This window comes from Comamonas halotolerans (assembly GCF_030162935.1).
Taxonomy (GTDB): Bacteria; Pseudomonadota; Gammaproteobacteria; order Burkholderiales; family Burkholderiaceae_C; genus Comamonas; species Comamonas halotolerans.
The window spans coordinates 41,864-65,942 of sequence record NZ_JASAUZ010000056.1; the positions used below are offsets into that span (position 1 = coordinate 41,864).

19 protein-coding genes and 1 tRNA gene are annotated in these 24,079 nt (G+C 55.0%); 12 read left to right on the plus strand and 8 right to left on the minus strand.

The features are described from left to right. Positions 1–267: 267 nt before the first annotated feature. The 8 genes from fdnG to QEP11_RS15905 all read left to right on the plus strand — a co-directional run bounded on the left by fdnG (position 268) and on the right by QEP11_RS15905 (position 10,823). Positions 268–3,327 (plus strand): formate dehydrogenase-N subunit alpha, encoded by a 3,060-nt coding sequence (fdnG, locus tag QEP11_RS15870; protein WP_284337619.1) that lies wholly within the window; start codon positions 268–270, stop codon positions 3,325–3,327. Between the two features lie 13 nt (positions 3,328–3,340). Next, positions 3,341–4,270 carry a formate dehydrogenase subunit beta gene (gene fdxH / locus QEP11_RS15875; protein WP_284337620.1) on the plus strand — a complete coding sequence of 310 codons (930 nt, stop codon included), beginning with the start codon at positions 3,341–3,343 and terminating at the stop codon, positions 4,268–4,270. Further along, positions 4,267–4,893, plus strand: a complete 627-nt coding sequence (locus QEP11_RS15880; RefSeq protein ID WP_284337621.1) for a formate dehydrogenase subunit gamma — start codon at positions 4,267–4,269, stop codon at positions 4,891–4,893. Before fdxH ends, QEP11_RS15880 begins: the two co-directional genes overlap by 4 nt. A 107-nt stretch (positions 4,894–5,000) precedes the next feature. Then, positions 5,001–5,975: a formate dehydrogenase accessory protein FdhE gene (fdhE, locus tag QEP11_RS15885; RefSeq protein ID WP_284337622.1), complete on the plus strand. Its 975-nt coding sequence runs from the start codon at positions 5,001–5,003 to the stop codon at positions 5,973–5,975. A 75-nt stretch (positions 5,976–6,050) separates the two neighbouring features. After that, the gene (gene selA, locus QEP11_RS15890; protein ID WP_284337623.1) at positions 6,051–7,460 is read left to right on the plus strand and encodes an L-seryl-tRNA(Sec) selenium transferase; all 1,410 of its coding nucleotides are present in this window, start codon (positions 6,051–6,053) and stop codon (positions 7,458–7,460) included. A gap of 83 nt (positions 7,461–7,543) precedes the next feature. After that, on the plus strand, positions 7,544–9,469 hold the full coding sequence (gene selB, locus QEP11_RS15895; RefSeq protein ID WP_284337624.1) for a selenocysteine-specific translation elongation factor: 1,926 nt from the start codon (positions 7,544–7,546) through the stop codon (positions 9,467–9,469). Positions 9,470–9,576: 107 nt separating this feature from the next. Further along, complete coding sequence (locus QEP11_RS15900) at positions 9,577–10,632, plus strand: Bug family tripartite tricarboxylate transporter substrate binding protein (RefSeq protein ID WP_284337625.1); 1,056 nt, start codon at positions 9,577–9,579, stop codon at positions 10,630–10,632. 95 nt (positions 10,633–10,727) lie between these two features. Further along, positions 10,728–10,823, plus strand: a tRNA-Sec gene (locus tag QEP11_RS15905). A 420-nt stretch (positions 10,824–11,243) separates the two neighbouring features. Here QEP11_RS15905 and QEP11_RS15915 read toward each other — a convergent pair. Beyond that, on the minus strand, positions 11,244–12,389 hold the full coding sequence (locus QEP11_RS15915; protein ID WP_284337627.1) for a PepSY-associated TM helix domain-containing protein: 1,146 nt from the start codon (positions 12,387–12,389) through the stop codon (positions 11,244–11,246). Between the two features lie 5 nt (positions 12,390–12,394). Continuing rightward, positions 12,395–14,584: a TonB-dependent siderophore receptor gene (locus tag QEP11_RS15920; protein ID WP_349816782.1), complete on the minus strand. Its 2,190-nt coding sequence runs from the start codon at positions 14,582–14,584 to the stop codon at positions 12,395–12,397. Between the two features lie 581 nt (positions 14,585–15,165). Between QEP11_RS15920 and selD the strand changes: the two genes are divergently transcribed. After that, the gene (gene selD, locus QEP11_RS15925; protein WP_284337628.1) at positions 15,166–16,233 is read left to right on the plus strand and encodes a selenide, water dikinase SelD; all 1,068 of its coding nucleotides are present in this window, start codon (positions 15,166–15,168) and stop codon (positions 16,231–16,233) included. Between the two features lie 79 nt (positions 16,234–16,312). On the opposite strand, the gene QEP11_RS15930 is transcribed toward selD, so the two are convergent. The 4 genes from QEP11_RS15930 to QEP11_RS15945 all read right to left on the minus strand — a co-directional run bounded on the left by QEP11_RS15930 (position 16,313) and on the right by QEP11_RS15945 (position 19,642). Continuing rightward, positions 16,313–16,546, minus strand: coding sequence for a hypothetical protein (locus QEP11_RS15930; RefSeq protein ID WP_284337629.1), 234 nt, complete (start codon positions 16,544–16,546; stop codon positions 16,313–16,315). 277 nt (positions 16,547–16,823) lie between these two features. Beyond that, on the minus strand, positions 16,824–18,194 hold the full coding sequence (locus QEP11_RS15935) for an HD-GYP domain-containing protein (RefSeq protein ID WP_284337630.1): 1,371 nt from the start codon (positions 18,192–18,194) through the stop codon (positions 16,824–16,826). Positions 18,195–18,294: 100 nt separating this feature from the next. Beyond that, positions 18,295–18,933, minus strand: coding sequence for a 3-oxoacid CoA-transferase subunit B (locus QEP11_RS15940; RefSeq protein ID WP_284337631.1), 639 nt, complete (start codon positions 18,931–18,933; stop codon positions 18,295–18,297). A gap of 1 nt (position 18,934) precedes the next feature. Beyond that, positions 18,935–19,642, minus strand: a complete 708-nt coding sequence (locus QEP11_RS15945) for a CoA transferase subunit A (RefSeq protein ID WP_284337632.1) — start codon at positions 19,640–19,642, stop codon at positions 18,935–18,937. A gap of 78 nt (positions 19,643–19,720) precedes the next feature. On the opposite strand from QEP11_RS15945, the gene QEP11_RS15950 reads away from it, so the two are divergent. After that, a complete protein-coding gene (locus QEP11_RS15950; RefSeq protein WP_284337633.1) occupies positions 19,721–20,266 on the plus strand; it encodes a PAS and helix-turn-helix domain-containing protein in 546 nt (181 codons plus the stop codon). A 290-nt stretch (positions 20,267–20,556) separates the two neighbouring features. Further along, on the plus strand, positions 20,557–22,005 hold the full coding sequence (locus QEP11_RS15955) for a catalase (protein ID WP_284337634.1): 1,449 nt from the start codon (positions 20,557–20,559) through the stop codon (positions 22,003–22,005). A 160-nt stretch (positions 22,006–22,165) separates the two neighbouring features. Here the strand turns inward: QEP11_RS15955 and QEP11_RS15960 are convergent, their stop codons facing one another. Then, on the minus strand, positions 22,166–22,657 hold the full coding sequence (locus QEP11_RS15960) for a DUF6882 domain-containing protein (protein WP_284337635.1): 492 nt from the start codon (positions 22,655–22,657) through the stop codon (positions 22,166–22,168). 116 nt (positions 22,658–22,773) lie between these two features. On the opposite strand from QEP11_RS15960, the gene QEP11_RS15965 reads away from it, so the two are divergent. Next, positions 22,774–23,355: a peroxidase-related enzyme gene (locus QEP11_RS15965; RefSeq protein ID WP_284337636.1), complete on the plus strand. Its 582-nt coding sequence runs from the start codon at positions 22,774–22,776 to the stop codon at positions 23,353–23,355. A gap of 61 nt (positions 23,356–23,416) precedes the next feature. Here the strand turns inward: QEP11_RS15965 and QEP11_RS15970 are convergent, their stop codons facing one another. After that, on the minus strand, positions 23,417–23,836 hold the full coding sequence (locus tag QEP11_RS15970; RefSeq protein ID WP_284337637.1) for an acyl-CoA thioesterase: 420 nt from the start codon (positions 23,834–23,836) through the stop codon (positions 23,417–23,419). Positions 23,837–24,079 lie beyond the last annotated feature (243 nt).

The window sequence follows — 24,079 nt, forward strand, 5'->3', positions numbered from 1 at the left end:
CTGGGCTAACAGAGATTCCTTATAGATAGGGCTGGATTGTCACCGCTATCGTCTGGTGATGCACATTCACGACCCGACACCTGTATTACCGCCTCTGTCTTACAGCATTCAAGGGTTTGTATTGCTATATGCAATTGCAATCTATGCAACGATATGCATACATTCCCCAGCCGACTACGTCGGGTTATTGGCTCGGGAATGGGTCTTGTATGAGACACATAACTAGAATTCCGCCTACAAGCGTCAAGTTTTAAAAAAGGTAACCCCATGGTGCAACTATCCAGACGCCAGTTCATGCAAGTGACTGGCTCGAGTCTGGCGGCATCCAGCTTGGCAGTGATGGGCTTCTCGCCCACCGCCGCACTTGCTGAAGTACGCCAGTTCAAGCTGGCCGCTACCACCGTCACACGGCAGACATGCACGTACTGCTCGGTCGGATGCGGTCTTTTGATGTATTCGTACAGCGACGGTGTGCGCAACGCCAAGCTGTCCGTCATGCACGTTGAAGGCGACCCAGATCACCCCGTCAACCGCGGCACACTGTGCCCTAAGGGTGCTTCGCTGCTCGACTTCGTGCACAGCCCCAACCGCCTCAAGTACCCCGAGTACCGCGCTCCTGGCTCCAATGAGTGGAAGCGCATGTCTTGGGACGAAGCTTTGGACCGTATCGCCAAACTCCTGAAGGAAGACCGCGACGCCAACTTCGTTGAGAAGAATGAAAAGGGTCAAACGGTTAACCGTTGGCTCACCACCGGCATGCTGGCTGCCTCGGCCTCCAGCAACGAAGCCGGTTACGTCACACACAAGGTAGCCCGTTCCTGGGGTCTGCTGGCGCTCGATAACCAAGCACGTGTCTGACACGGCCCGACGGTGGCAGGTCTTGCCCCGACGTTTGGCCGTGGAGCCATGACCAATCACTGGGAAGACATCAAGAATGCTGATGTGATTCTCGTGATGGGTGGTAACGCCGCAGAAGCTCACCCATGTGGCTTCAAATGGGTCACCGAAGCGAAGGAGCACAATGGTGCGCACTTCATGGTGGTCGATCCCCGCTTCAACCGTTCCGCATCGGTTGCCGATTTCTATGCCCCTATTCGTTCGGGCTCGGACATCGTGTTCCTTGGCGGCATCATCAATTACTTGTTGACCAACGACAAGATCCACCACGAATACGTGAAGAACTACACAGACTTCTCGTTCATCGTGCGTGAGGACTTTGCGTTCGACGAAGGTATCTTCTCGGGCTACAACCCCGAAACCCGCACTTACGACAAATCGTCGTGGGACTACGAGCTGGGTGAGGATGGCTTTGTGAAGGTGGACCCCACACTGCAGCACCCCCGTTGCGTGTACCAGTGGCTCAAGCGTCACTACGCAGGCTACACCCCAGAAAAGGTGGAAAGCATCTGCGGTACACCCAAGGAGAAGTTCCTGCACGTGGCAAAGCAGTTCGCTTCGACCGCCGAAGCTGGCCGCGTTGCCACCATCATGTACGCCCTGGGCTGGACACAGCACACCACGGGTGCACAGATGCTGCGCACTGGCGCCATGATTCAACTGCTGTGCGGCAACATCGGTGTTGCTGGCGGTGGTATGAACGCGCTGCGTGGTCACTCCAACATTCAAGGTCTGACTGACCTGGGTATCTTGTCCGCATCGTTGCCGGGTTACCTGTCGCTGCCTAACGAGAGCGAGCAAGACTACCAAAAGTACATTGACGCGCGCACACCCAAGCTGATGCGCCCCGGTCAAATGAACTATTGGCAGAACACCCCCAAGTTCCACGTCAGCCTGATGAAGGCTTGGTGGGGTCCTGCTGCCACTGCTGAAAACAACTGGGCATTTGATTACCTGCCCAAGCTGGACAAGCAGTACGACATGCTGCAGATCACTGACATGATGGTGCAAGGCAAGGTCAATGGTTACATTGCCCAAGGCTTCAACCCATTGGCATCGTTGGCCAACTCCAACAATGTGCGAAACGGTCTGAGCAAGCTGAAGTTCCTGGTGGTGATGGATCCTCTGGTCACTGAAACCTCCGAGTTCTGGAAGAACCACGGCGAATTCAACGACGTGGACACAGCATCCATCCAGACTGAAGTGTTCCGCCTGCCTACCACCTGCTTCGCTGAAGAAGATGGTGCAGTGGTGAGCTCTTCGCGCGTGTTGCAATGGCACTGGAAGGCCGCTGACGCTCCTGGCGAAGCCAAGACCGACATCGCCATCATGTCCGGCCTGCATCTGCGCATGAAAAAGTTGTACGAAAAGGACGGCGGCAAGTTCCCTGACCCTATCGTCAACCTCTGGTGGCCTTACGCCCAGGCTGCACACCCCACTTCCGAGGAAATCGCCAAGGAATACAACGGTCGTGCACTGGTCGACCTCAAGGATGCCAACGGCAATGTAATCCGCAAGGCCGGAGAGCAACTGGGTGGCTTTGGCGAACTGCGTGATGACGGCACCACCCTGGGCGGTTGCTGGATCTGGGCAGGTAGCTGGACGTCTTCGGGCAACCAAATGGCCCGCCGCGACAACAGCGACCCGACTGGAATCGGCAATACGCTGAACTGGGCATGGGCCTGGCCCGCCAACCGTCGCGTGCTGTACAACCGCGCATCCTGCGACCGTCAGGGCAAGCCTTTCAACCCCAACCGTGTGCTGATCAAGTGGGATGGCACCAAGTGGGGCGGAGCAGACGTGCCTGACGTGGCTGTGGGTCTGGACCCTGAAGTCGTCAACCCATTCATCATGAATCCCGAAGGCGTGGCCCGCTTCTTTGCTCGCAAGGGCATGAACGAAGGCCCATTCCCAACGCACTACGAGGCGTTCGATAACCCATTGGGCTACAACCCAATGTACCCAGAGAACAAGCTGGCGGTTATCAACCCGGCAGCGCGCATTCTGGAATCCACCAAGGGCACTGCTGGCGATCCCAAGGAATACCCACATGTGGGCACCACTTACCGCCTGACCGAGCACTTCCACTATTGGACCAAGCACGTTCAGCTGAACAACATTGTTCAGCCTGAGCAGTTTGTGGAAATTGGTGAAGCGCTGGCCAAGGAGCTGGGCATCGAGACGGGTCAGAAGGTAAAGGTTTCTTCCGCACGTGGTTTCATCAAGGCAGCTGCCGTGGTGACCAAGCGTATCAAGCCTATGCAAATTGACGGCAAGACCATTCATCACGTGGGCGTTCCCATTCACTGGGGCTTCTCGACCACGGGTCGCAAGGGCTATATGGCTAACAACCTGACAGCCTCGATCGGTGATGGCAACAGCATGACCCCTGAGTCCAAGACCTTCTTGGTCAAGGTCGAGAAGGCGTAAGGAGGAATAGCTGATGTCTTCAACCATGTCTCTCGATATCAAACGTCGTTCCGCAACGACCACCCCTTCGCCCAGCGTGCGTGAAGCACACGGCGGCGAAGTGGCCAAGCTGATCGACGTCTCCAAATGCATTGGCTGCAAGGCTTGCCAGACAGCATGCATGGAGTGGAACGATCTGCGTGACGAAGTCGGCACATTGGCTGCCGGCGTGTATGACAATCCAACCGACCTCACGGCCGACTCCTGGACTGTCATGCGCTTCGCGGAATACGAAAACGAAGCCACAGGCAATCTGGAATGGCTGATCCGCAAGGACGGCTGTATGCACTGTGAAGACCCAGGCTGCCTGAAGGCCTGCCCATCGCCAGGCGCGATCGTGCAGTATGCCAACGGCATCGTGGACTTCCAGCAGGACCAGTGTGTGGGCTGCGGTTACTGCGTGACAGGCTGCCCATTCAATATTCCGCGCATCTCCAAGAAGGACAACAAGGCGTACAAGTGCACCTTGTGTTCGGACCGCGTGGCTGTGGGCCGCGAACCCGCTTGCGTAAAGACCTGCCCTACCGGCGCCATCATGTTTGGCACCAAAGAGGCCATGCACGAACAGGCAGAACGTCGCATTGGCGATCTGCAAAACCGTGGTTACGCCAACGCTGGTTTGTATGACCCAGCCGCCGTCGGTGGTACACACGTCATGTACGTGCTGCACCACGCAGACAAGCCATCCCTCTACAAGGGCCTGCCAGACGATCCCAAGATCAGTCCCATGGTTTCCCTGTGGAAGGGCGTGGCCAAGCCTTTGGCTATGGCCGCACTGGGTGCAGCCGCTGTCGGCAGCTTGTTCCACTACATCACCAAGGGCCCGAACGAAGTGTCCAAGGAACTGGAAGATGAAATGGATCGCAAGGATGCTGCAGCCGAGAAGAAGGAGAACGGCAAATGAAACGCAATCCACGCGACCTCGTGCGCTATAACGCATCGGAGCGCGCCAACCACTGGGTGGTAGGCATTTGCTTCATCTTGCTGGCGCTGTCTGGCTTGGCCTTCTTCCATCCAGCGTTCTTCCCGCTGACACAGCTGTTCGGCGGTGGTCCCTGGACACGCATCCTGCACCCTTACATCGGTGTGGTGATGGCAGTGTTCTTTATCATCATGGCGTTCCGCTTCTGGCGTTTGAACGTGATTGAGCCTCGCGATATCGAGTGGCTCAAGAACGTGAACAAGATGATCGATGGTGACGACCACGACATGCCTGAACAAGGCAAGTACAACGGCGGTCAAAAGCTGTTGTTCTGGGGTCTGGTCATCGGAATGGCGCTGATCACTGTCTCCGGCTTTGTGATGTGGCGTGCCTGGTGGACGCTGCCTGTGGACATGGTTCGCGCAGCTTCCGTGGTGCACGCCATTGCTGCAGTGTGGATGATTGGCTTGATCATCATGCACGTCTATGCGGCTATTTGGACCACTGGAACCATCCGCGCCATGTTGTATGGCACAGTGACCCGTGCTTGGGCCAAGCAACACCACCGCGGCTGGTATCGCAAGATGACTGGCGAAAAAGACTAAGTCTCAGGATTTGGTCTAAAAATAGAAGTCACTTAGACGCTTGTTGACTGCCGCCGGTATGCCCAACGCTGGGCGTACCGGCGGTTTCAATTTAGGGATTCCTTTTCATGCAACAACGCATTCTTCAACCAGGCGAAATCGAAGCGCTGGACAAAACCTCCTTCCCTCGCATTCTGCTGCCACAAGTCGCCAGCCTGTTTGCCGAGCGTGCGGCGCGCCTGCGCCAACTCTCCGATGGCAACGCCATTGCAGATTATTTGCAATTTGCAGCCAAGATCGTTGATGCGCAACACAGCGCAGCTGCTGGCGTCGAGTTGCAGCCCATGGACAGCAGCACCATGGAACGCGCTCAACAATTCTCCATGCCTTTGCTGCCAGCTGCCGAGCATGTAGACCCTGCCTGGCACCTGGTTTTGGACGCCATGCTGAATACCCTTGCGGGCAATGAAGGTCTGCCAGAGCCGCTGCAGCCACTGATTACTTCGCTGCGTGAACTCAGTCATGCAGAACGTGATGAGATCGCCAAGCGCCTTCTGGAAAAAGAAGTGGCTGCACGCCATATCGGCATGGCCCCCTTCATCATGGCTGCGCTGCAAGTCACTTACGCCAAACGCGCAGCAGCCCTGAACGTGGCCGATGTGCCTTACACCGATCCTGCAAGCATCTGCCCCGTATGTGCCAGCGAGCCCGTAGCTAGTGTGCTGCGCATCGGCGGTCAGGCCAACGGTCACCGCTATCTGCACTGCGGTACCTGCTGCACCGAGTGGCACATGGTGCGAGTGAAGTGCTCTCACTGCGAATCCACCAAGGGGATTCACTACGAAACCATTGAAGGCAGCAAGGATGTCATTACCGCAGAAACCTGCGACGAATGCGGCACCTATCGCAAGGTGGTGAACCAGGAAAAAGACCCCTTGGCCGAACCACTGGCTGACGATTTGGCCAGCCTGATGCTGGACTTGCTGATGAGCGAAAACACCAAGTTCAGACGATCCAGCGCCAACCCTTTGCTGTTTGTGGCGGTTGCCGAAGAGCAAGCACCCGATCAAGAGCCAGGTTTGGTTGACCCTGCGGCAGAATAAGCATTTGCGCCCATATGCCGAAAGGCCGCTTCGGCGGCCTTTATTTATTGTTCTCTCTGATTGCGAGTTAGCACTTTGAACACTGCCGCACCGCGTCTACCTTCTGTAGACAAACTGCTTCAAACCCCCGTCTTGCAAGGCTTGCAGGCTGAATTTGGTCGCTCCAGCGTGACCGATGCAGTGCGGCATGTCCTGGATGGTCTGCGCCCCCTCCTGCGCGATGGCAGCCTGCAAGCTGCACACATCGAAGAAAACAGCCTGATCAGTGCGGTACGCGAGCACCTGACACAGCGCTTTGCACCGCGCCTGAAATCCGTTTTCAACCTTTCGGGCACAGTTCTGCACACCAACCTGGGACGCGCCTTGCTGCCCCAGGAAGCGGTCGATGCCGTGGTGGAGGCGCTCACCAATCCTGCCAATCTGGAATATGACCTGGAAACGGGTGGTCGCGGTGACCGCGACGATCTGGTGGAACAACTGATTTGCGAATTGACGGGCGCAGAGGCCGCCACCATTGTCAACAACAATGCAGCCGCCGTGCTGCTGGCCCTGTCCACTCTGGCTTCCGGCAAAGAAGTAGTGGTCTCGCGTGGCGAGCTGGTCGAAATTGGCGGAGCCTTCCGCATCCCCGACATCATGAAGCGCGCAGGCTGCCAGTTGGTGGAAGTGGGCACCACCAACCGCACGCATGCCAAAGACTACGCAGAAGCTGTGACGGAACACACAGCCTTGCTGATGAAGGTGCACACCAGCAACTACGAAGTGGTGGGTTTTACCAAAGCCGTCTCAGACGCCGACGTCACCACCATGGCTCACGAACGCGGCCTGCACATGCTGGTGGACCTGGGTAGCGGCACCTTGGTGGACCTGCGCAACTGGGGGTTGCCGCATGAGGTCACTGTGCGTGAGACCGTGGATGCAGGTGCCGACATCGTCACCTTCTCAGGCGACAAACTGCTGGGTGGTCCGCAAGCGGGCATCATTGTCGGGCGCAAGGAGTTGATCGCCAAAATCAAGAAGAACCCCATGAAGCGCGCCTTGCGCGTGGGCAAGCTCACGCTGGCAGCCCTGGAGCCCACATTGCGCCTGTATCTGCACCCGGAAAAACTGGCCGAGCGTTTGACCACACTGCGCCTGTTCACACGGCCGCAGGCTGACATGCAAGCCCAGGCAGAAATCCTGGCTCCGTTGCTGCAAACCGCACTGGGCAATGCCTGGGTGGTGGAAACTGCAGCCATGAACAGCCAGATTGGCAGCGGCGCCCTGCCCGTGGACAACCTGCCCAGTTTTGGACTCAAACTGTATCCAGCCAGCGGCAAGCAGGCAGGCCGCCAGCTCAATCAGCTGGAAGCGCGCTTGCGTGCCCTGCCCCGCGCAGTCATCGGCCGTTTGCATGACGATGCACTGTGGCTGGATCTGCGCTGCCTGGAGGCGTCCATGCAAGCACAGTTCGTGCAGCAGCTGGATGCGCTGAAGAGCACCTGACTTCGCTAAACCACCTGCAATGTGCAACAGCCATGCAGTGGGCCCCTATCACTCATTTATTTTGCTGACTAGAAAGTGTTTGCATGATCATCGGCACCGCGGGACATATTGACCACGGCAAAACCACCCTGGTACGCGCACTGACCGGCGTCGAAACCGACCGCCTCAAAGAAGAAAAGGCACGCGGCATTTCCATTGAGCTGGGCTACGCCTATGCCCCACTGCCTAACGGTGATGTCTTGGGCATCATCGACGTGCCAGGTCACGAAAAATTCGTTCACACCATGGCTGCTGGCGCCGTTGGCATTGATCACGCCCTGCTGGTAGTGGCCGCCGATGACGGTGTAATGCCACAAACGCTGGAACACCTTGAAATCCTGCAACTGCTGGGTGTGAAAAAAGGTACGGTGGCTCTCACCAAAGTCGACCGTGTGCTAGCGGAGCGTGTTGAAGAGGTCAAACTGGAGATCGCGGCCATTCTGTCGGTCAGTGCGCTGCACGACAGCCCCATCTTTGAGACTGCGGCCACCCAGGCCGGAGACCCAGGTGTCCAGCAACTGCGCGAGTATCTGGAAGTGCAGGCGCAGATGATGCCCAGCAGGCCACAAGACGGTTTGTTCCGCCTCGCTGTTGATCGCGTTTTCACCCTGCCCGGCCAGGGTACGGTAGTCACCGGCACTGTTTTCAACGGCAAGGTGGCTGTCGGCGATGTGCTGCAACACTCGGGCAGTGGCCAGGAAGTTCGTGTACGCAGCATCCACGCCCAAAACCAATCCGCAGAAGTCGGTGTGGCAGGCCAACGCTGTGCACTCAACCTGGCCGGGGTTGCCAAGGAAGCCATTGAACGCGGAGACTGGATCGCCGACGCACGCGTGCTGCAATCTACAGACCGTATCGACATTCGCCTGCACCTGCTGGCAGAAGCGCCGCCCATGCAGCAGTGGACTGCAGTGCATGTGCACATTGGCACCCAGCGCTGCACCGCCCATGTGGCCTTGCTGCAGGACTCTGCCATTGAGCCGGGCACCGAAGTCGCAGTCCAACTGGTGCTGGACACTGCCGTTTTTGCCATCCCAGGCGACCGGTTAATCTTGCGCAATGCACAAGCCAGCCGCACGATTGCCGGCGGCATGGTCCTTGACCCCTATGCTCCAGCGCGCAAACGCCGTAGCGCAGAGCGCCGCGCGTATCTGCAGGCCTTGGAGGGCTTGATTGCCACCGGCAACCCTGCTGCCCTGATCAGCCACGCTGGCCATGGCATCAGCTTGTCACAGCTGCAGCGCCTGTCAGGACGCACCATGGAAGGTGTGGAACTCGCCGGCACCGAACGCATTACCCAAACTGATGGCGATGCACTCTTCATTGACACAGCACGCTGGGAGCAGTTGCAGCAGCAAGTGATGGAGGCAGTGGCACGTTTTCACGAAAAATACCCTGACGAACCAGGCATCAATGCAGCCCGCCTGCGCCGCATGGCATGGCCTGGGCTGGTACACAGCCAGCACGACAAGCTGTGGCGTGCACTGATGGATCAGCTCCTGGGCAGCAAGCAACTGTCTAGCAGTGGGGCCTGGCTGCACCTGCCCAGCCACAGCGTCCAATTCACACCCAACGAGCAATCGCTGGTCGAGTTGCTGCTGCCCAAATTGCAGGCGGGCCGCTTTGATCCTCCCTGGGTGCGCGACTTGGCCGCAGACACTGGCACCGGAGAAGAAGTGGTGCGCCAGCTGCTGCGCAAGCTTGCTCGCCAGGGCACGCTGTTTCAGGTCGTCAAAGACCTGTTCTACACAGCCTCCAATATGGATGAGCTGGCAACCATCATCAAAACGCTGGCCAGCGCCACGCCCAATGGCGAAGTCGTGGCCCGCGAGTTCCGTGATGCCACCGGCCTGGGGCGCAAGCGCGCCATTCAAATCATTGAATGCTTTGACCGCATGGGCTACACCCGCCGTGTGCGTGACGCTCACGTGCTGCGTCCTGATGCTCAGTGGCACAGTCAGACCAGGTAAAAACCTGCCCCGTAATTACCCCTGAGCTGCAACCTCTGCGACATCAGTCGCCGCGACCACTCGCCACACTGTCCCTCAATTCAACCAGGACACGTCAGGAGTGGGCTATGGGTGATTTTTCTCGTGATTTTGTCGCTTGCGCAATCGATTGTCTGACGGACTCACACCACCCAGAGCGCCGTCTGTGGCTCACGCAAGCGGCATGTTTGCTCGCTGCCTCAGCAGTACCTTCGGCATTTGCCGATACTGCCGCCAGCTACCCCACCAAGCCTGTTCGCATTGTGGTTCCATTCGCTCCAGGTGGTGCTACCGATGTGTTAGCCCGCGTCACTGGAAACGGTCTTGCCGCACAACTGAAGCAACCAGTGATCATTGAGAACCGTCCAGGAGGCGCTGGTCTGATTGGTGGCGATGTTGTAGCCAAAGCCACTCCCGATGGTCACAACCTCTATCTGGGCACCACGAGCACCATGCTCTCCATGCAGTTTCTATTCAAGAAAATGCCATTTGATCCGCAGACAAACTTTGCGCCAGTCTCACGGATCTGCTGGGCCCCTATTGTTCTGGTCGTCAACTCGGAGCTACCCGTTCACACAGTCAATCAGCTTGTTGAGTACATACGCGCCAACAAAGGCAGACTTAGCTACGGTTCCTATGGCATTGGCTCCCATGCGCATCTTGCATTTGTAACACTGGACAAACTGGCGAATGGAGGCATGACCCATATTGCATACAAAGGTGAGGCCCCCATGACCCAGGAGCTGGTGGGAGGATCTTTGAAAATGGGTATGGGCAGCACGCTTTCCCTGAAACAGCACATCGAGTCGGGAAAACTCCGTGCGCTGGCATTTACAGGCGCTCACCGCGTACCTGCGCTTCAAGATATTCCCACTTTTGAAGAAGCAGGCTTTAAGCAGGAAGCACTGCGTATATCTGGCTGGCTAGGCGTTGTGGCAACCGGTGGGACTCCGCCTGAAATTGTGCAAAAAATTGGACAGGCTTTTCGCTCTGCCCTGACGCAACGAGACGTCAATGCACGTGTCTTGACTGCAGGGTTCGTTCCTTTGAGTGACGATACGCCTCAAAAGTTTGCAAAAAACTGGATCGAAGAAATGGCGATCTGGAAACGCTTGCTCCATGAGGCTGATGTCCAGCCCAATTGATTTCAGCGTGCCATCATTCCCCCTCGCAGACATGATTATTCATGTGTGTGATCGGCAAGCGAAAGCATTTTTACCCTAGAATTGACTTTTCCTTTGGAAGGCAACCGTACCCGGTGGTGCGGCCGGGCTTCAAACCCGGTGGAGGGTGTTAGCCACTCTCGGGTTGGTTCGACTCCAGCTGCTTTCCGCCAGATTCAGGGTTCCATGGAACTCTTAAAAGCCCCGCAAGGGGCTTTTTCATTGATAAGCACATCAGCTTTTGGCTTTTACGCCTATCAACTGCCCACTCATTTTGGCCGTAGGAGAGAACATGGACGAACGGCTGGAAAGCCACTCCAAGCCCCGTTGACTGAAACTGATTGCGCATAAATTTAGAAAGCGAATCACCCATATTCGTCTCTGAAGTGATCTGACTTCGCATCAATCGCTTCTATTGCTTCCTCGTATCCATCCATACCAGATGAAAGCACAGGTCGGGATGGCAAGGCAAACATTGGCCAAGTGATCGCCCCAACCTCCGTCGCTAAATAGTGCCGAGATCAAGCCCACAATCGTCAGCACCCCGAGTGCGGTTGGCGCCATCCAAAGAGACAAAGTTTGTGAAGAACGACTCATGCAGCACTTCCCTCGGTTTGGGCCACGGACAGTGACTCCTTCTTCGACTGCCGATGCTTGTTCCACCAAAGATATAGACCGCTGCCTAGAACGATGATGCTGGCAATATCGAGTAGCGCCCAGATAATTTGCATGGCCCTTCCACCATAGTCACCAAAGTGAAGCGGTTGGGATAAGAGCAGTGCCGTTAAGTACCAAGGCAGTGTGGGGGCTGCAGTGATCTGGCCATTTTGGGCATCCACCAAGACAGGTTGTAACAGCTTGGATGTCAGAGGCTCATTCCCGTGCATGAAGAAGGCGTAGTGATGCGGGCTTGAAAAAGCCGTACCCGGGAAGGCAACAAAAGACAGCTGCGAATCAGGTAGCTCTTTCATGGCTGCATCCATGGCTGACTGTAGTGACGCGCGCTGCTCAACAGGAGTGACTGGCTGACCTTGATAAGGGGCAACCAATGCACTGAGCTGATCATGCTGCCAGTACTTGATCATCAAATCTGCCCAGGTGTTGACCATGCCAGTGGCTCCCACAACGAACAGCCAGACAAGCGTCACGATGCCCAACAAATTATGTAGATCCAGCCACTTGATATGTGCGCGACGATTCCGGCGAACCGTTCCAAACTCCAATTTGCGCATGAATGGCGCGTAGAGCACCACGCCACTGACAATTGCGATCAATAGCAAGAGCCCCATGAATCCCAAAAACAGCTTGCCAGGCAATCCTGCGAATAAATCAACATGCAGTTTCAACATTACCCACATGAAACCTTGATCAAATCGCGGCTGAGCAAGGATTTCAGCAGTGCGTGCATCCACCGCCACCGAGCGAAAATCATCAGTTGGATCAGGTGTCGGTGTCAGAGTTACGAACCAAATATTGGGATCATCTTCTGCGTTAGAAATGTATTGAACAACACGCTCCGGATGCTGAGCATGGGCTACGGCAATGACCTCATCGACATTGGCACGTTTTGTATCTGGGGGCAATTGCGGAGCCTCAACTTCCGTCCCGAGCAAATGCCCTATCTCATGATGGAATATCAACGGCAAGCCGGTGAGACACAGCAGAAGCATGAACACTGTGCATACAAGACTGCTCCACTTGTGCAGCCATGCCCAGATCTTGATGGTTCGATTCTGCATAGCTGTTAGAACGTATATTTGGCAGACAGCAACACGCTGCGAGGTGCGCCGTAGGTGTACTGGCTTGTCGCACTGAAAAATGCTCTGTAACTCTTGTCAAACACATTGTTGATGTTCAACTGCGCTGACAATTGCGGGGAGAACTCATAGCGAGCCATCAGGTTAAACAGTGCATATGAGGGCTCGTTAATGCGCTTCATCTGCTTGAGTGGATTCTCAGCAGTTGTGTAAGTTGCCGATTGCCATGTGAGGCCAGCGCCCAAAGTGAGAGCATTTAACGAACCATTTAATCGGTAGGTGCTAAACAAGCGCAGCATCTTCCGTGGATTCATCGTGTTCACTTGTTTGCCTTCAGCATCGCGCACAGAAAACTGTGTGTAGCCAGCACTGAGATTCCAGCCTGGTTTCAACTGCCCTGTCACCTCAATCTCGGCCCCCTTGCTTTTCGCTCCCTGTGTTGCGCGATAGGCTGTCTCAGGTACACCGCCCAAGCCCGGAATCGTTTCGGTTGTGGCCTGAGCCAAATTGTTCTGTCGAATCTGAAAGACAGCAGCGGATGCATTGAGCTTTCCATCAAAGAACTCCCCCTTGATGCCCGTCTCGATACTTTTACCCAATATTGGATCAAGATAACGACCATTGATGTCGCGCTCTTTTTGTGGCTTGAATATGTCCGTGTAGCTGGCATACAGCGACAGGGAATCATTCAGGTCATACACCACGCCCGCGTATGGCGTGAACTCACTGTTATGGCGAATGCTGTATACGCTGGCAAAAATATCATCGCCCGACTTGCGATAGTTGGTGAGACGTGCTCCCAAAATAATCCTGAGCTGATCTGTCAAGCCCCAACGTGAGGCCAGGTAAACTGACTGCTGCTCAGTCACACTGCTGCCATAGTAGGAAAGGCTTCCCCACACTGGCTCTTGCCAGGATGCATCCCAGTCATTGAAGTCAGGAGCCATGGCTCCTTGTGCGCTTCGGCTGTCTGAATTGAACCTCTGCTTTGAGTACGAATAGCCCAAGGACAAGTCGTGCTTGCGCCCAAAGAGTTGAAATGGTCCTGCAGCTTGGACACTGAAATCGTCCTGCTCAGTGTTCACTTTGTAAGAGCCTGGCCACGCGTACATGCCTAGCCCACTGGAAGCATTCGGGCTTCCCATCAAATAGAGCAGGCGGGAATCTGCTTCACGATTCCCTCGGGCGTAATTGATATCGAGCTTCCAGCCCTCGCCCATTTTTTGCTCAAGGCCTGCGAAATAGGTTTGATAGGAAGTGTCCCAACGCGTCCAGTCTGCAGACGTAGTCTTGGAGCGGCTCCAGTCTGTGGATGAGCCATCGTCATACCAGGCTGGCAAGCCTCCCCACATCGTGCCTTGGGGACTCGTTTTTTGACGGCTCAAACCTGCACGCAACATTGTGCTTGACGTCAGATCAGCCTCGACTGTGGCGAAAATGGTCTGCGACTTATTTCTCAACAAATCAACCCAGCTGTCTGCCTGAGAGTGTTCGCCAACAATGCGTGCTCGCAATGTCCTGGCCTCGTTCAGAGGTGTGCTGATATCAAATAACGCGCGCCTTTGTGACCAATTTCCTATATCCAATTCAACGCTGCCAGTCAGCACATCGCTCATTGCACGCTTTCGCACCAGATTGACTGAAGCAGATGGGTCACCCGTTCCTGATGTCAACCCTGTGGAACCTCGAACGACTTCCACTCGGTCATACATGGCAAGACTGCTAAATAGCTCGCCTGAACTCCAAGCCTGATCCCAGGTAGTGGGAACTCCGTCAATCATTAGTGTGTTCAGATCGAAACCCCGTGCCGTGAATTGGCCTCTGTGAGTTTCATAGCGATTTACAAAGATGCCGGTCGCCTGATTCAGAACGTCTGTGATGTTCTGCATCTTTTGGTCTTCCATCTGCTGAGATGTGAAGACAGTCAAAGACTGTGGTGTTTCTCGAATGCTCAATCCCAGAGGAGTCGAGACCTTGCTAGTTCCACTTGATGTGTATTGGCCTGTGCCCTCCGTGGCATTGAGCGCAGAGTCTGATGCTGAGCTTGCCTCGACCTGCACCTCTGGAAGAACTGGAGAAACTGACTGCGCCAGTACAGCACCAGAAGGTGCTAAAGCAATGCACATGCATACCGGATGGCTCACCAACCGGCGCAGAGCAAATTTTTTCTGAATCATGAATGACCTTGATTTTTCACCAAACTCCGTTGCTGGCTATTGCTTCAAACGACGAAATTGGTTGCCTCTAGTAATTAACAATAATTATCATTATTATTCAAAATTCAAAGCATCATTCATAAACCATTCTTTGAACGCAGTTTCACAACGGTTGATGGGGTACCTTGCCACCGCATCCGTCCAGCAATGTCTGCACAGCACACTGCATAGTTCTCCGCCGAGATGAATGATGGGCAAGCGTTTACAGTTGCTTGGCAGGAGCATCCGGGACTTTGAGCTAACTCGATCACGTGCTCAATGTGCTTGTCTGGGCGGGCTTAGTCCCTGCTAACTTAGCAGCCAGCACACCGAGTTTGCTGATTCAAATTTGTGGACCTATCGAATGCTTCTATCCAACTGTTTCGCACAAGCCCTTCCAGCCCTCACAGGACACTGTGTTTCCTGCTCCGATATCGCGCATAACCGCAAGCTGCTATCCACCCCTTAACTGGCGCACAATGATGGTTTGCATGTGCTCTGCATGCCTCATCTTTCCGTGTGCAAATCACTTTTCTGTGCTGCGTGCAGCCTCTGAAATCACCATGACACAAGCTCCTGAAACTACCGTATCCACTCCCCGTCTCACATCTTTGTCGCATGGTGGAGGCTGTGGTTGCAAGATTGCCCCGGGCGTGCTGGCCAAATTGATTGGTCAAAGCACTTTGCCCAAACAGTTTTTCCCAGACTTGCTGGTAGGAACAGAGACTGCCGATGACGCAGCGGTCTACCGCATCAATGACGAACAGGCGATTGTCGCCACCACTGACTTCTTCATGCCGATCGTGGATGATCCGCGTGATTTCGGGCGTATTGCTGCCACCAATGCGCTCAGTGACATCTATGCCATGGGTGGCTCCCCCCTGATGGCATTGGCAATTGTGGGCATGCCTATCAATGTGCTGCCCCATGAGACCATCGCGGCCATTTTGGATGGCGGTGCCTCAATCTGTCAGGAAGCAGGCATTCCTTTGGCTGGCGGGCACTCCATTGATTCTGTTGAGCCCATCTATGGCCTTGTCGGCATTGGCATCGTCAACCCCAAGCACATGAAGCGCAATGCCGACGCCAAGGCCGGTGACGTTCTGATTCTGGGTAAACCTCTGGGCGTGGGCATCTTGTCAGCCGCGCTGAAGAAGAATCTTCTGGATGATGTCGGCTACCAATCCATGGTTGCGGCTACCACCAAACTCAACCGCCCCGGTGCTGACCTGTCAAAGCTCAGCGGTGTGCATGCCTTGACTGATGTAACGGGTTTTGGCCTGTTGGGGCACAGTCTGGAGCTGGCCCGCGGTGCCCAGCTCACCACCCATCTGGATGCCAAGCGACTACCTCTTCTACCTAATGTGCTGGAGATGGCGGAACAAGGCATCATTACCGGCGCTTCAGGCCGAAACTGGACTTCATACGGTGAAGCGGTAAAGCTGGCATCCCATATCACTGATGCACAACGCGCTCTGCTGACTGACCCTCAGACCTCTGGTGGCTTGCTAGTATCTTGCTCGCCCGACGCCGTAGAGCAAGTGCTGGATATTTTCAGCCGCCATGGTTTTGACGAAGCGGCCATCATCGGTCATATGCAAGCAGGTGCCCCAGAAGTACACGTCGCTTAACCACAAAGATATTGCACAAATAAAAGGCCCCTACTCTTTCGAGCAAGGGCCTTTTTCCTCGAGCTTCAAACGCTGGCACTTAAGCCAGCGTTTTGTACTTCATCCAATGACTGGCTTGCTCCAGTGCATAGGCCACTGCGCTCTCTGCTGTTTCGAAAACTGGAGCAAAGGTAAAAAAGCGCTGGCTGCGTGCAGCGCCTTCTCCGCTGTCGATACTCAGTTGAGAAACAAAACCGGCCCCTTCCGCCTGCTGTGCTTTGGGCACAAACGTAAAACGATCCATGGTGATGTGTTGTGGGTGGACGTTTTCCATCTTCTCAATCTTCCTTTGCAATTTGGCGAATCAGCACCAATACATAGCCGTCCCGGCCATGCCGTACATTAGTCTTTCAAGTGATGACGCAAGCATAAATGGGGGCTGTGTCAGTGCTGTGACATAAAAAAGGAGCAACTGGTGTAGGTGTTTCTTGCACATCCAGCATGAAACATCCTTGAATGCTTGACTCGCAACATCTAGTGCTCATAAAAAGAAGTAATTGCCCCACGCATTCAACCGTGACACAGAAAGGGAGCGAGCATCAACTACGCTGTCACGTCTGGGCGGCGTCAGAAAGAGGACTCTGGAGGCCCAGAACAATCCGGCAATTCACCAGCCAGTCTTCCACAATCACTTCAAGCGGGTTCTGGGGTTTGAGCAATTGCGGCCACTGTCGGATACAGGCCTCAACGCAGCTCTCCACTTGCCACAGAGCTTCTTTGTTGATCAACACCATCTCTGCCATGCTGCTGGGCTCCTCTTCAAACATCTTCAGCCAGTCAGCTTGCTGGAGGGGGTGAGAGCCGGACTCGGCCAACGCCTTTTCGAGACTCTGCATACGCATATCCACATAAGACACCGCAGCAGCCCCGTGCATGCTTTGCCATGCTTCAGGCAACTGTCGCTTGCTTACCTCCCAAGTCTTCATCACCGCAGCCAAGGTGGCCACCACCTGACGTACTTCGGAACTGGTATGCGCAACACCCCCTGTTGTGGAGACCTCAGTTTCCGTCAGCAATGCATGTACATGCTTCAGCAGCTCGTCATCAAAACGGCGGTGGTTCATGCGCAGCATCAGCGACAGACGCTGCGCGGGCATGTCTGTGAACTTGCTGTAGAAAGCGGACACGACTTCCGCCAGCATCAGAATCCGCCCCCATGGAGAAATGGCAGCAGCTTTGACATGCCGGGGATAACCGCTACCGTCCAAGCGCTCGTGGTGTTCCAGCACCGCATCCTCTGCACGGCGCGAATACACCCCTGTTTCGCGCACCACCAGCATGGCAGTTATGGAATGCGCTGCCAATTGCTTGCGCTCTTGCGCAGTGAGCTTGTGCGAAGCATTGGTCCAGCTCGGCGGCATGTAGAGCATGCCGACGTCATGCAGCATTGCCGCTGCAGCCAGCTCAGCGCAATCATTCAAAGAAAGGCGCTGCTTCACCGCCAGGAAGACGGCGGTCATCATCATCAGCACACTGTGTTCAAACAACTGCGGCAGCTGCGCGCGCATCACCGTGATTTTGAAGCTGGCCTGTTGAGGCCAGGGCATGTGCTCCAGCACCTTCAGCACCATGTGTTGCTGCGTCCCCAGATGCGATGACAGCTGACGCCCCAGCAACGAGGATTCAGACAAAAGCATGACCATCGCTTTCAGGCTGGCAATATCCACCGGGTGCTGGGCTTTCAGACACTGATCAATCGGCGCCATCAAGCGATGCAGGCGCAGCCGCTCATACAAGCGATGATCAATCCGTATCCCGGCATCCAGCAATTTCAAACCACTGGAGGCATAGATAGCTGAGCCAGCCACGACTTCTTGCCTGGTAGCCATTTGAGAGACGGCCTGCAAGAAATTCGGGTCGTTGATCAACGATGGACTGCTGAGTCCTTGCACTTCTTCTATGTCTGCTGGCACTGACTGCATGTTCTGCGCTGGAGTTATAACTGGCTTGATACTAGTGGATTCAGTGCAACAAAAAGCCCACCTATGCAGGTGGGCTTGCGTAAGACAAGTACGACGCTACTCAGCGCAGCAGCGTAACCCCCGTTTTGCTTTGTATCTCTTCAAAGCTCACGCCATCTGCCAGCTCCACCAGCTTCAGCCCTTCTGGCGTCACATCCATCACACCCAAGTCAGTAATGATGCGATCCACCACACCTACACCTGTCAAAGGCAAGGTGCAGGCAGGCAGGATTTTGAGATCGGTAGAGCCGTCTTTTTTCTTGGCCACGTGTTCCATCAGCACAATCACGCGCTTCACACCGGCTACCAAGTCCATGGCTCCCCCCATGCCCTTGACCATCTTGCCTGGAATCATCCAGTTGGCCAGATCTCCCTTTTCACTGACCTGCATGGCACCCAGAATTGACAAATTGATCTTGCCACCGCGAATCATGGCAAACGACTGATCACTGCCAAAGATGGACGAGCCGGCAATCGTGGTCACGGTCTGCTTGCCCGCGTTGATCAGATCAGCATCGACCTGATCTTCTGTGGGAAACGGGCCAATGCCCAGCATGCCGTTTTCCGATTGCAGCCACACTTCCTTGTCACCAGTGTGATTGGCTACCAAGGTAGGGATACCAATTCCCAGGTTGACATAGAAACCATCTTCCAGCTCTTGTGCCGCACGCGCGGCCATTTGGTCTTGCGTCCAAGGCATATCAGGCTCCTGCTTTCTCGGTGATGGTACGTTTTTCGATGCGTTTTTCGGGATTCGGGTTGTGGACGATGCGGTGCACATAAATGCCCGGCAGGTGAACATCATCAGGCGCAATCTCACCCACTTCGACGATTTCTTCCACCTCCACAATGCAAACCTTGCCTGCCGTCGCAGCTGCAGGGTTGAAGTTACGTGCTGTCAGACGAAATTGCAGATTGCCGCTTTTGTCTGCACGATGCGCCTTGACCAGCGACACATCAGTGACGATGGAGCGCTCCATCACGTAAGTCTCACCATCAAACTCACGCAGTTCCTTGCCTTCAGCAACCATGGTGCCCACACCCGTCTTGGTGAAGAACGCAGGAATGCCTGCGCCACCAGCGCGCAGCTTTTCTGCCAGGGTACCTTGGGGTGTGAACTCCAGCTCAAGCTCTCCCGCCAGATACTGGCGCTCAAACTCTTTGTTCTCTCCCACGTAGGAAGAAATCATTTTTTTGATCTGCCTCGTCTCCAGCAGCTTGCCCAGGCCAAAGCCATCTACACCAGCATTGTTTGACACCACAGTGAGGTCTTTGACACCACTGTCGCGCAGAGCATCAATCAACGCTTCAGGAATGCCACACAGGCCAAAGCCGCCAACGGCCAGCAATTGACCATCCGCCACCACGCCTTCCAACGCGGCCGTGGCCGAAGGATAGAGTTTTTTCACGTTGTCTCCTTGTTTGCTATCGCTGCTTCATAAGATACTACTTAACCACGTACGTAGTATTTCCTAAAGAGTTGCACCATGGAACTTGATCACCGCCTCGCATTTGACCTAGCGCCTGTCGGTCTGGTGATTTCCCGCAACCGCATCATGGTGGACTGCAACCAGCGGGTCTGCGAGATGTTTGCCATGTCACGCGAGGTGATGGTAGGCCAGTCATTTCAATTGCTCTACCCCACGGCAGATGAATATGAGCGCCAGGGAGCGCGCATGGCCCCCATCTTGAATGCCAAAGGTTCCTATTCAGACAATCGCATCATGAAGCGTGCTACAGGCGAAACCTTCTGGTGCCACGTCAGTGGCCGTGCGCTGGACCGTGACAACCCACATGCCGCAGGAATCTGGAGCTTTGAAGACATGAGCGAACAGCGCCCCGTCAAAGCCGGTTTGACAGGGCGCGAACGAGAAGTCGCAGCCAAGCTGCTGGAGGGGCAGACCTCCAAAGAGATTGGTCGCACCCTTGGAATCAGCCACCGCACCGTGGAGATTTACCGTGCCAGATTGATGCGCAAATATGATGCAAGCACAACGGGCGACTTGGTGCACAAGCTCATCTCTTTGACATGAGAATACTGCTCAGGTCTTTGCATCCTTTTCTTGAACTTTGGCCTGGATCAGCGACCTCATCTGACATACGCAATAGCATGAGACTACTGAGAATGTCTCTGTTTCAAGACAAATATGCGTCCTGAAAGCTTTTATCAGCGCCATTCTCAAAATCAATCAATCGGAATTAAATTTCGATAGTTTTTGATTAAGAATACAAGCAAGCGATCTCATTCAACACGCAGCAAGTCAAACGGACAGCCTTGCTGTGTAGCCTCTTCAGACTGTCCACCATCAAAAGGAAGCTTGCGATGAACCGCCTCACAACCGCAGCCGGCGCACCGGTACCTAACAATCAGGACTCTTTGACCGCTGGCCCCCGTGGCCCCATGCTGCTGCAAGACCTGTGGCACTTGGAAAAGCTGGCGCACTTCCACCGCGAGGTGATTCCAGAGCGTCGCATGCACGCCAAGGGCTCGGGAGCTTTCGGTACATTCACCGTAACTGGTGACATCACCAAATACACACGTGCTAAGGTTTTCTCCGAAATCGGCAAGCAAACAGAACTGTTCGCGCGCTTCTCAACCGTGGCTGGTGAGCGCGGTGCTGCAGACGCAGAGCGTGACATTCGCGGCTTTGCCGTGAAGATGTACACCGAAGAAGGTAACTGGGATCTGGTAGGCAATAACACCCCTGTGTTCTTCTTCCGTGACCCACTGAAGTTCCCCGACCTGAACAAGGCTGTCAAGCGCGACCCTTACACCAACATGCGCTCGGCTGAAAACAACTGGGACTTCTGGACCGGTCTGCCTGAAGCGCTGCACCAGATCACGATCGTGATGAGTGACCGTGGTATCCCCAAGGGCTATCGCCATATGCACGGCTTTGGCTCGCACACCTACTCCTTGATCAACAAAGATGGCGTACGCCACTATGTGAAGTTCCACTGGGTGTGCCAGCAAGGCATTGAAAACCTGAGCGATCAGGAGGCGGCTGCTGTAGTGGCCAATGACCGCGAATCTTCGCAGCGCGACCTGCTGGAAGCCATTGACCGTGGCGACTTCCCCAAGTGGACGCTGAAGGTTCAGATCATGACGGAAGAGCAAGCTCAGACTTACCGCTTCCACCCCTTCGATCTGACCAAAGTCTGGTCGAAGAAGGACTTCCCGCTGATCGAAGTGGGTGTGATGGAGCTGAACCGCAACCCCGACAACTACTATGCAGATGTCGAGCAAGCCTCGTTCGCACCTTCCAACCTGGTTCCTGGCATTGGTCCATCGCCAGACCGTATGCTGCAATCGCGCCTGTTCTCGTACGCTGACGCTGCACGCTACCGTCTGGGTGTGAACCACCATCAGATTCCCGTGAACGCACCACGCTGCCCCACCAACTACTACCACCGCGACGGCGCGATGCGTGTAGACGGCAATTTCGGCCGCACCATTGCCTATGAGCCCAACACCAAGGGCGCATGGCAAGAGCAGCCTGAGTACGCCGAACCCGTGGAAAAGCTGTACGGCGACGCATCGCGCTGGGACTACCGCGCCGATGACAACGATTACTTCACCCAGCCTGGCGATCTGTTCCGTCTGATGACTCCTGAAAAGCAGCAACTGCTGTTTGAAAACACGGCGCGCAATATCAATGGCGTGTCGCAACACATCATTGACAAGCACATTGAGCACTGCACCAAGGCTGATCCTGCCTATGGCGCTGGCGTGAAGGCCGCGCTGGAAGCCCTGAAGGCCGGCAAGCTGTAAAAAGCGACTGCTGCAAAGAGCCGTACGGACATGCGGCTCACGCAGATTGAGCCCTCTTTACCCCATGTAAAGAGGGTTTTTTCTTTACAGTCCTATCTCAGGGACCTCCACTCAGCATCTCCGAAGCAAAGTGCCAGGCGCGAACAGCTGGTAGCACCACTCAGTTGCTGGTGATTGCATCATCCAGTGCAATTTGCATGTGCAAGATGGTGAAGTACAGGCTCACGTCACCTTGCTGGTCGATAAAGGTTCCGATTGCACGCTGCAAACGTGCCGCAATGCACAAACACTCCAGCGCTTCCGGGCGACCCCCGGGAATGCAGGCGGTTGTCAGCAGCGCCAGTTGGTTCTCTCTGCCAAAGTCGTGCACGACCTCCAAGGCTTGCCCGTGCAGCTTTGGGATTGCTTCATTGGCCCAGCTCCACACAAAACTGCCCTCTTTTTCACTACTGGTTCCGACAAGACAAACCGTGGCAACAACCTTGTGCAAAGGAGCCTCCAGCACCAATGTGGCACTGTCCAGATCCCACTGAAAAGCAGGGTTGCCTTGCAGACCGAACTGCCTGGGCCATTGGGCATTTTGAGCCATCATGGTCTCCACCGCCTCGCGGCTCCAGGCAGCCCAGTCTGTCAATTGATTTGTATCACCCATCACGAAATTCCGTTGTTTTTACTGAGCAGCATTGTCAGGCACATGACGTTGTTGGCGCAGGCTCCTGGCTATGCTGAACAGCAGCCGTGTACACCACACCTAACGGAGACAACATCATGGCAGCAGCACGCTACCCATTTCCAGACCTCAGCACCCTGCCCGAAGATATTCGCACGCGCATTTTGCAAGTGCAGGAGAAAGCAGGTTTCGTCCCCAACGTATTTCTGGCCTTTGCACGTCGCCCTGCCGAATGGCGTGCCTTCTTTGCTTACCACGATGCCCTGATGCTCAAGGAAGAAAGCGGTTTGACCAAGGGGGAACGCGAGATGATCGTGACCACAACCAGCGCCGCCAACCAGTGCCTGTACTGCGTGGTCGCACACGGCGCCATCTTGCGCATCTACGAAAAGAACCCTCTGGTGGCCGATCAGGTAGCAGTGAATTACCGCAAAGCCGAGATTACAGAGCGCCAGCGCGCCATGCTGGACTTTGCCATGAAGGTTTGCCTGCACAGCCACAGCATTGAAGAAGCAGACTTTGCAGTTCTGCACCGCCACGGATTTGACGATGAAGACATTTGGGACATAGCTGCCATTACTGCATTTTTTGGTTTGTCCAACCGTATGGCTAGCTTCAGTGGCATGCAGCCCAACCCGGAATTCTTCCTGATGGGGCGCACCCCAAAATCAAAGCCATAGGCGTTTGGCAAACGTGGCAAGCACAGTCATTTCTCGCTGGAAATGAATTGCGCTGCCACGCTTAGGACACCAGCTCGCGCAGAGCTTCCGGCAAAGAGACCGCCTTTTCTCGCACCGTATCAATCCACAGAACCGTGGCACCACCTGCAGCACAGACCACACCAGGCTCACTCACGCGTTCCATCGTCGTCCAGGTGTCAAAGGTTACACGCGCTGGATGGCTTACATACAATTTGAGCAATACCTCGTCGGGGTATTTGAGTTGCCGTTTGAAGTTACAAAACGCATTGGCAATCACAGGTGCCTGACCATTGGGCAGGAATAGAAAGCCGATCTCTCTGAACCAGTCCACACGGCTATGTTCCATGTATTTGAAATACATGCCGTTGTTGACGTGTCCCATCGCATCCATATCACCCCACTTCACTGAGAAATTGGTGCGATAAACCAGTTTTTTCTGTTCTGGAATCTCCAGTTTCATAGCCTTTGCTCCTGCCATTTCGCCAATAGGCTCATCTTGTCAAAGACAGACCTTATCGTTGTGGTATGACAGGCAAAAGGCGTCTACCAAGTGTCACGGATGCGTCTAAAAACGCTTTTTGGACATCCTATCGTGCCATCTACGCCTCAACTTTTTAGGAGGAAGCAATGAGCACGCATAGAATCAGCCGCAATTTGTGCCCGCTTTGATCCACGAGCGTGCCCTCCAGGTTTTTTATATTTC

Coding starts and splice junctions, on each gene's coding strand:
- QEP11_RS15930 (WP_284337629.1), bottom strand. CDS start 16,546: ATGGAAAACGTCCACCCACAACACATCACCATGGATCGTTTTACGTTT.
- QEP11_RS15970 (WP_284337637.1), bottom strand. CDS start 23,836: ATGAAACTGGAGATTCCAGAACAGAAAAAACTGGTTTATCGCACCAAT.
- QEP11_RS15950 (WP_284337633.1), top strand. CDS start 19,721: ATGGAACTTGATCACCGCCTCGCATTTGACCTAGCGCCTGTCGGTCTG.
- selB (WP_284337624.1), top strand. CDS start 7,544: ATGATCATCGGCACCGCGGGACATATTGACCACGGCAAAACCACCCTG.
- fdxH (WP_284337620.1), top strand. CDS start 3,341: ATGTCTTCAACCATGTCTCTCGATATCAAACGTCGTTCCGCAACGACC.
- QEP11_RS15880 (WP_284337621.1), top strand. CDS start 4,267: ATGAAACGCAATCCACGCGACCTCGTGCGCTATAACGCATCGGAGCGC.
- fdhE (WP_284337622.1), top strand. CDS start 5,001: ATGCAACAACGCATTCTTCAACCAGGCGAAATCGAAGCGCTGGACAAA.
- selD (WP_284337628.1), top strand. CDS start 15,166: ATGACACAAGCTCCTGAAACTACCGTATCCACTCCCCGTCTCACATCT.
- QEP11_RS15960 (WP_284337635.1), bottom strand. CDS start 22,657: ATGGGTGATACAAATCAATTGACAGACTGGGCTGCCTGGAGCCGCGAG.
- QEP11_RS15955 (WP_284337634.1), top strand. CDS start 20,557: ATGAACCGCCTCACAACCGCAGCCGGCGCACCGGTACCTAACAATCAG.
- QEP11_RS15935 (WP_284337630.1), bottom strand. CDS start 18,194: ATGCAGTCAGTGCCAGCAGACATAGAAGAAGTGCAAGGACTCAGCAGT.
- QEP11_RS15965 (WP_284337636.1), top strand. CDS start 22,774: ATGGCAGCAGCACGCTACCCATTTCCAGACCTCAGCACCCTGCCCGAA.
- QEP11_RS15915 (WP_284337627.1), bottom strand. CDS start 12,389: ATGCAGAATCGAACCATCAAGATCTGGGCATGGCTGCACAAGTGGAGC.
- QEP11_RS15900 (WP_284337625.1), top strand. CDS start 9,577: ATGGGTGATTTTTCTCGTGATTTTGTCGCTTGCGCAATCGATTGTCTG.
- QEP11_RS15920 (WP_349816782.1), bottom strand. CDS start 14,584: ATGATTCAGAAAAAATTTGCTCTGCGCCGGTTGGTGAGCCATCCGGTA.
- QEP11_RS15940 (WP_284337631.1), bottom strand. CDS start 18,933: ATGCCTTGGACGCAAGACCAAATGGCCGCGCGTGCGGCACAAGAGCTG.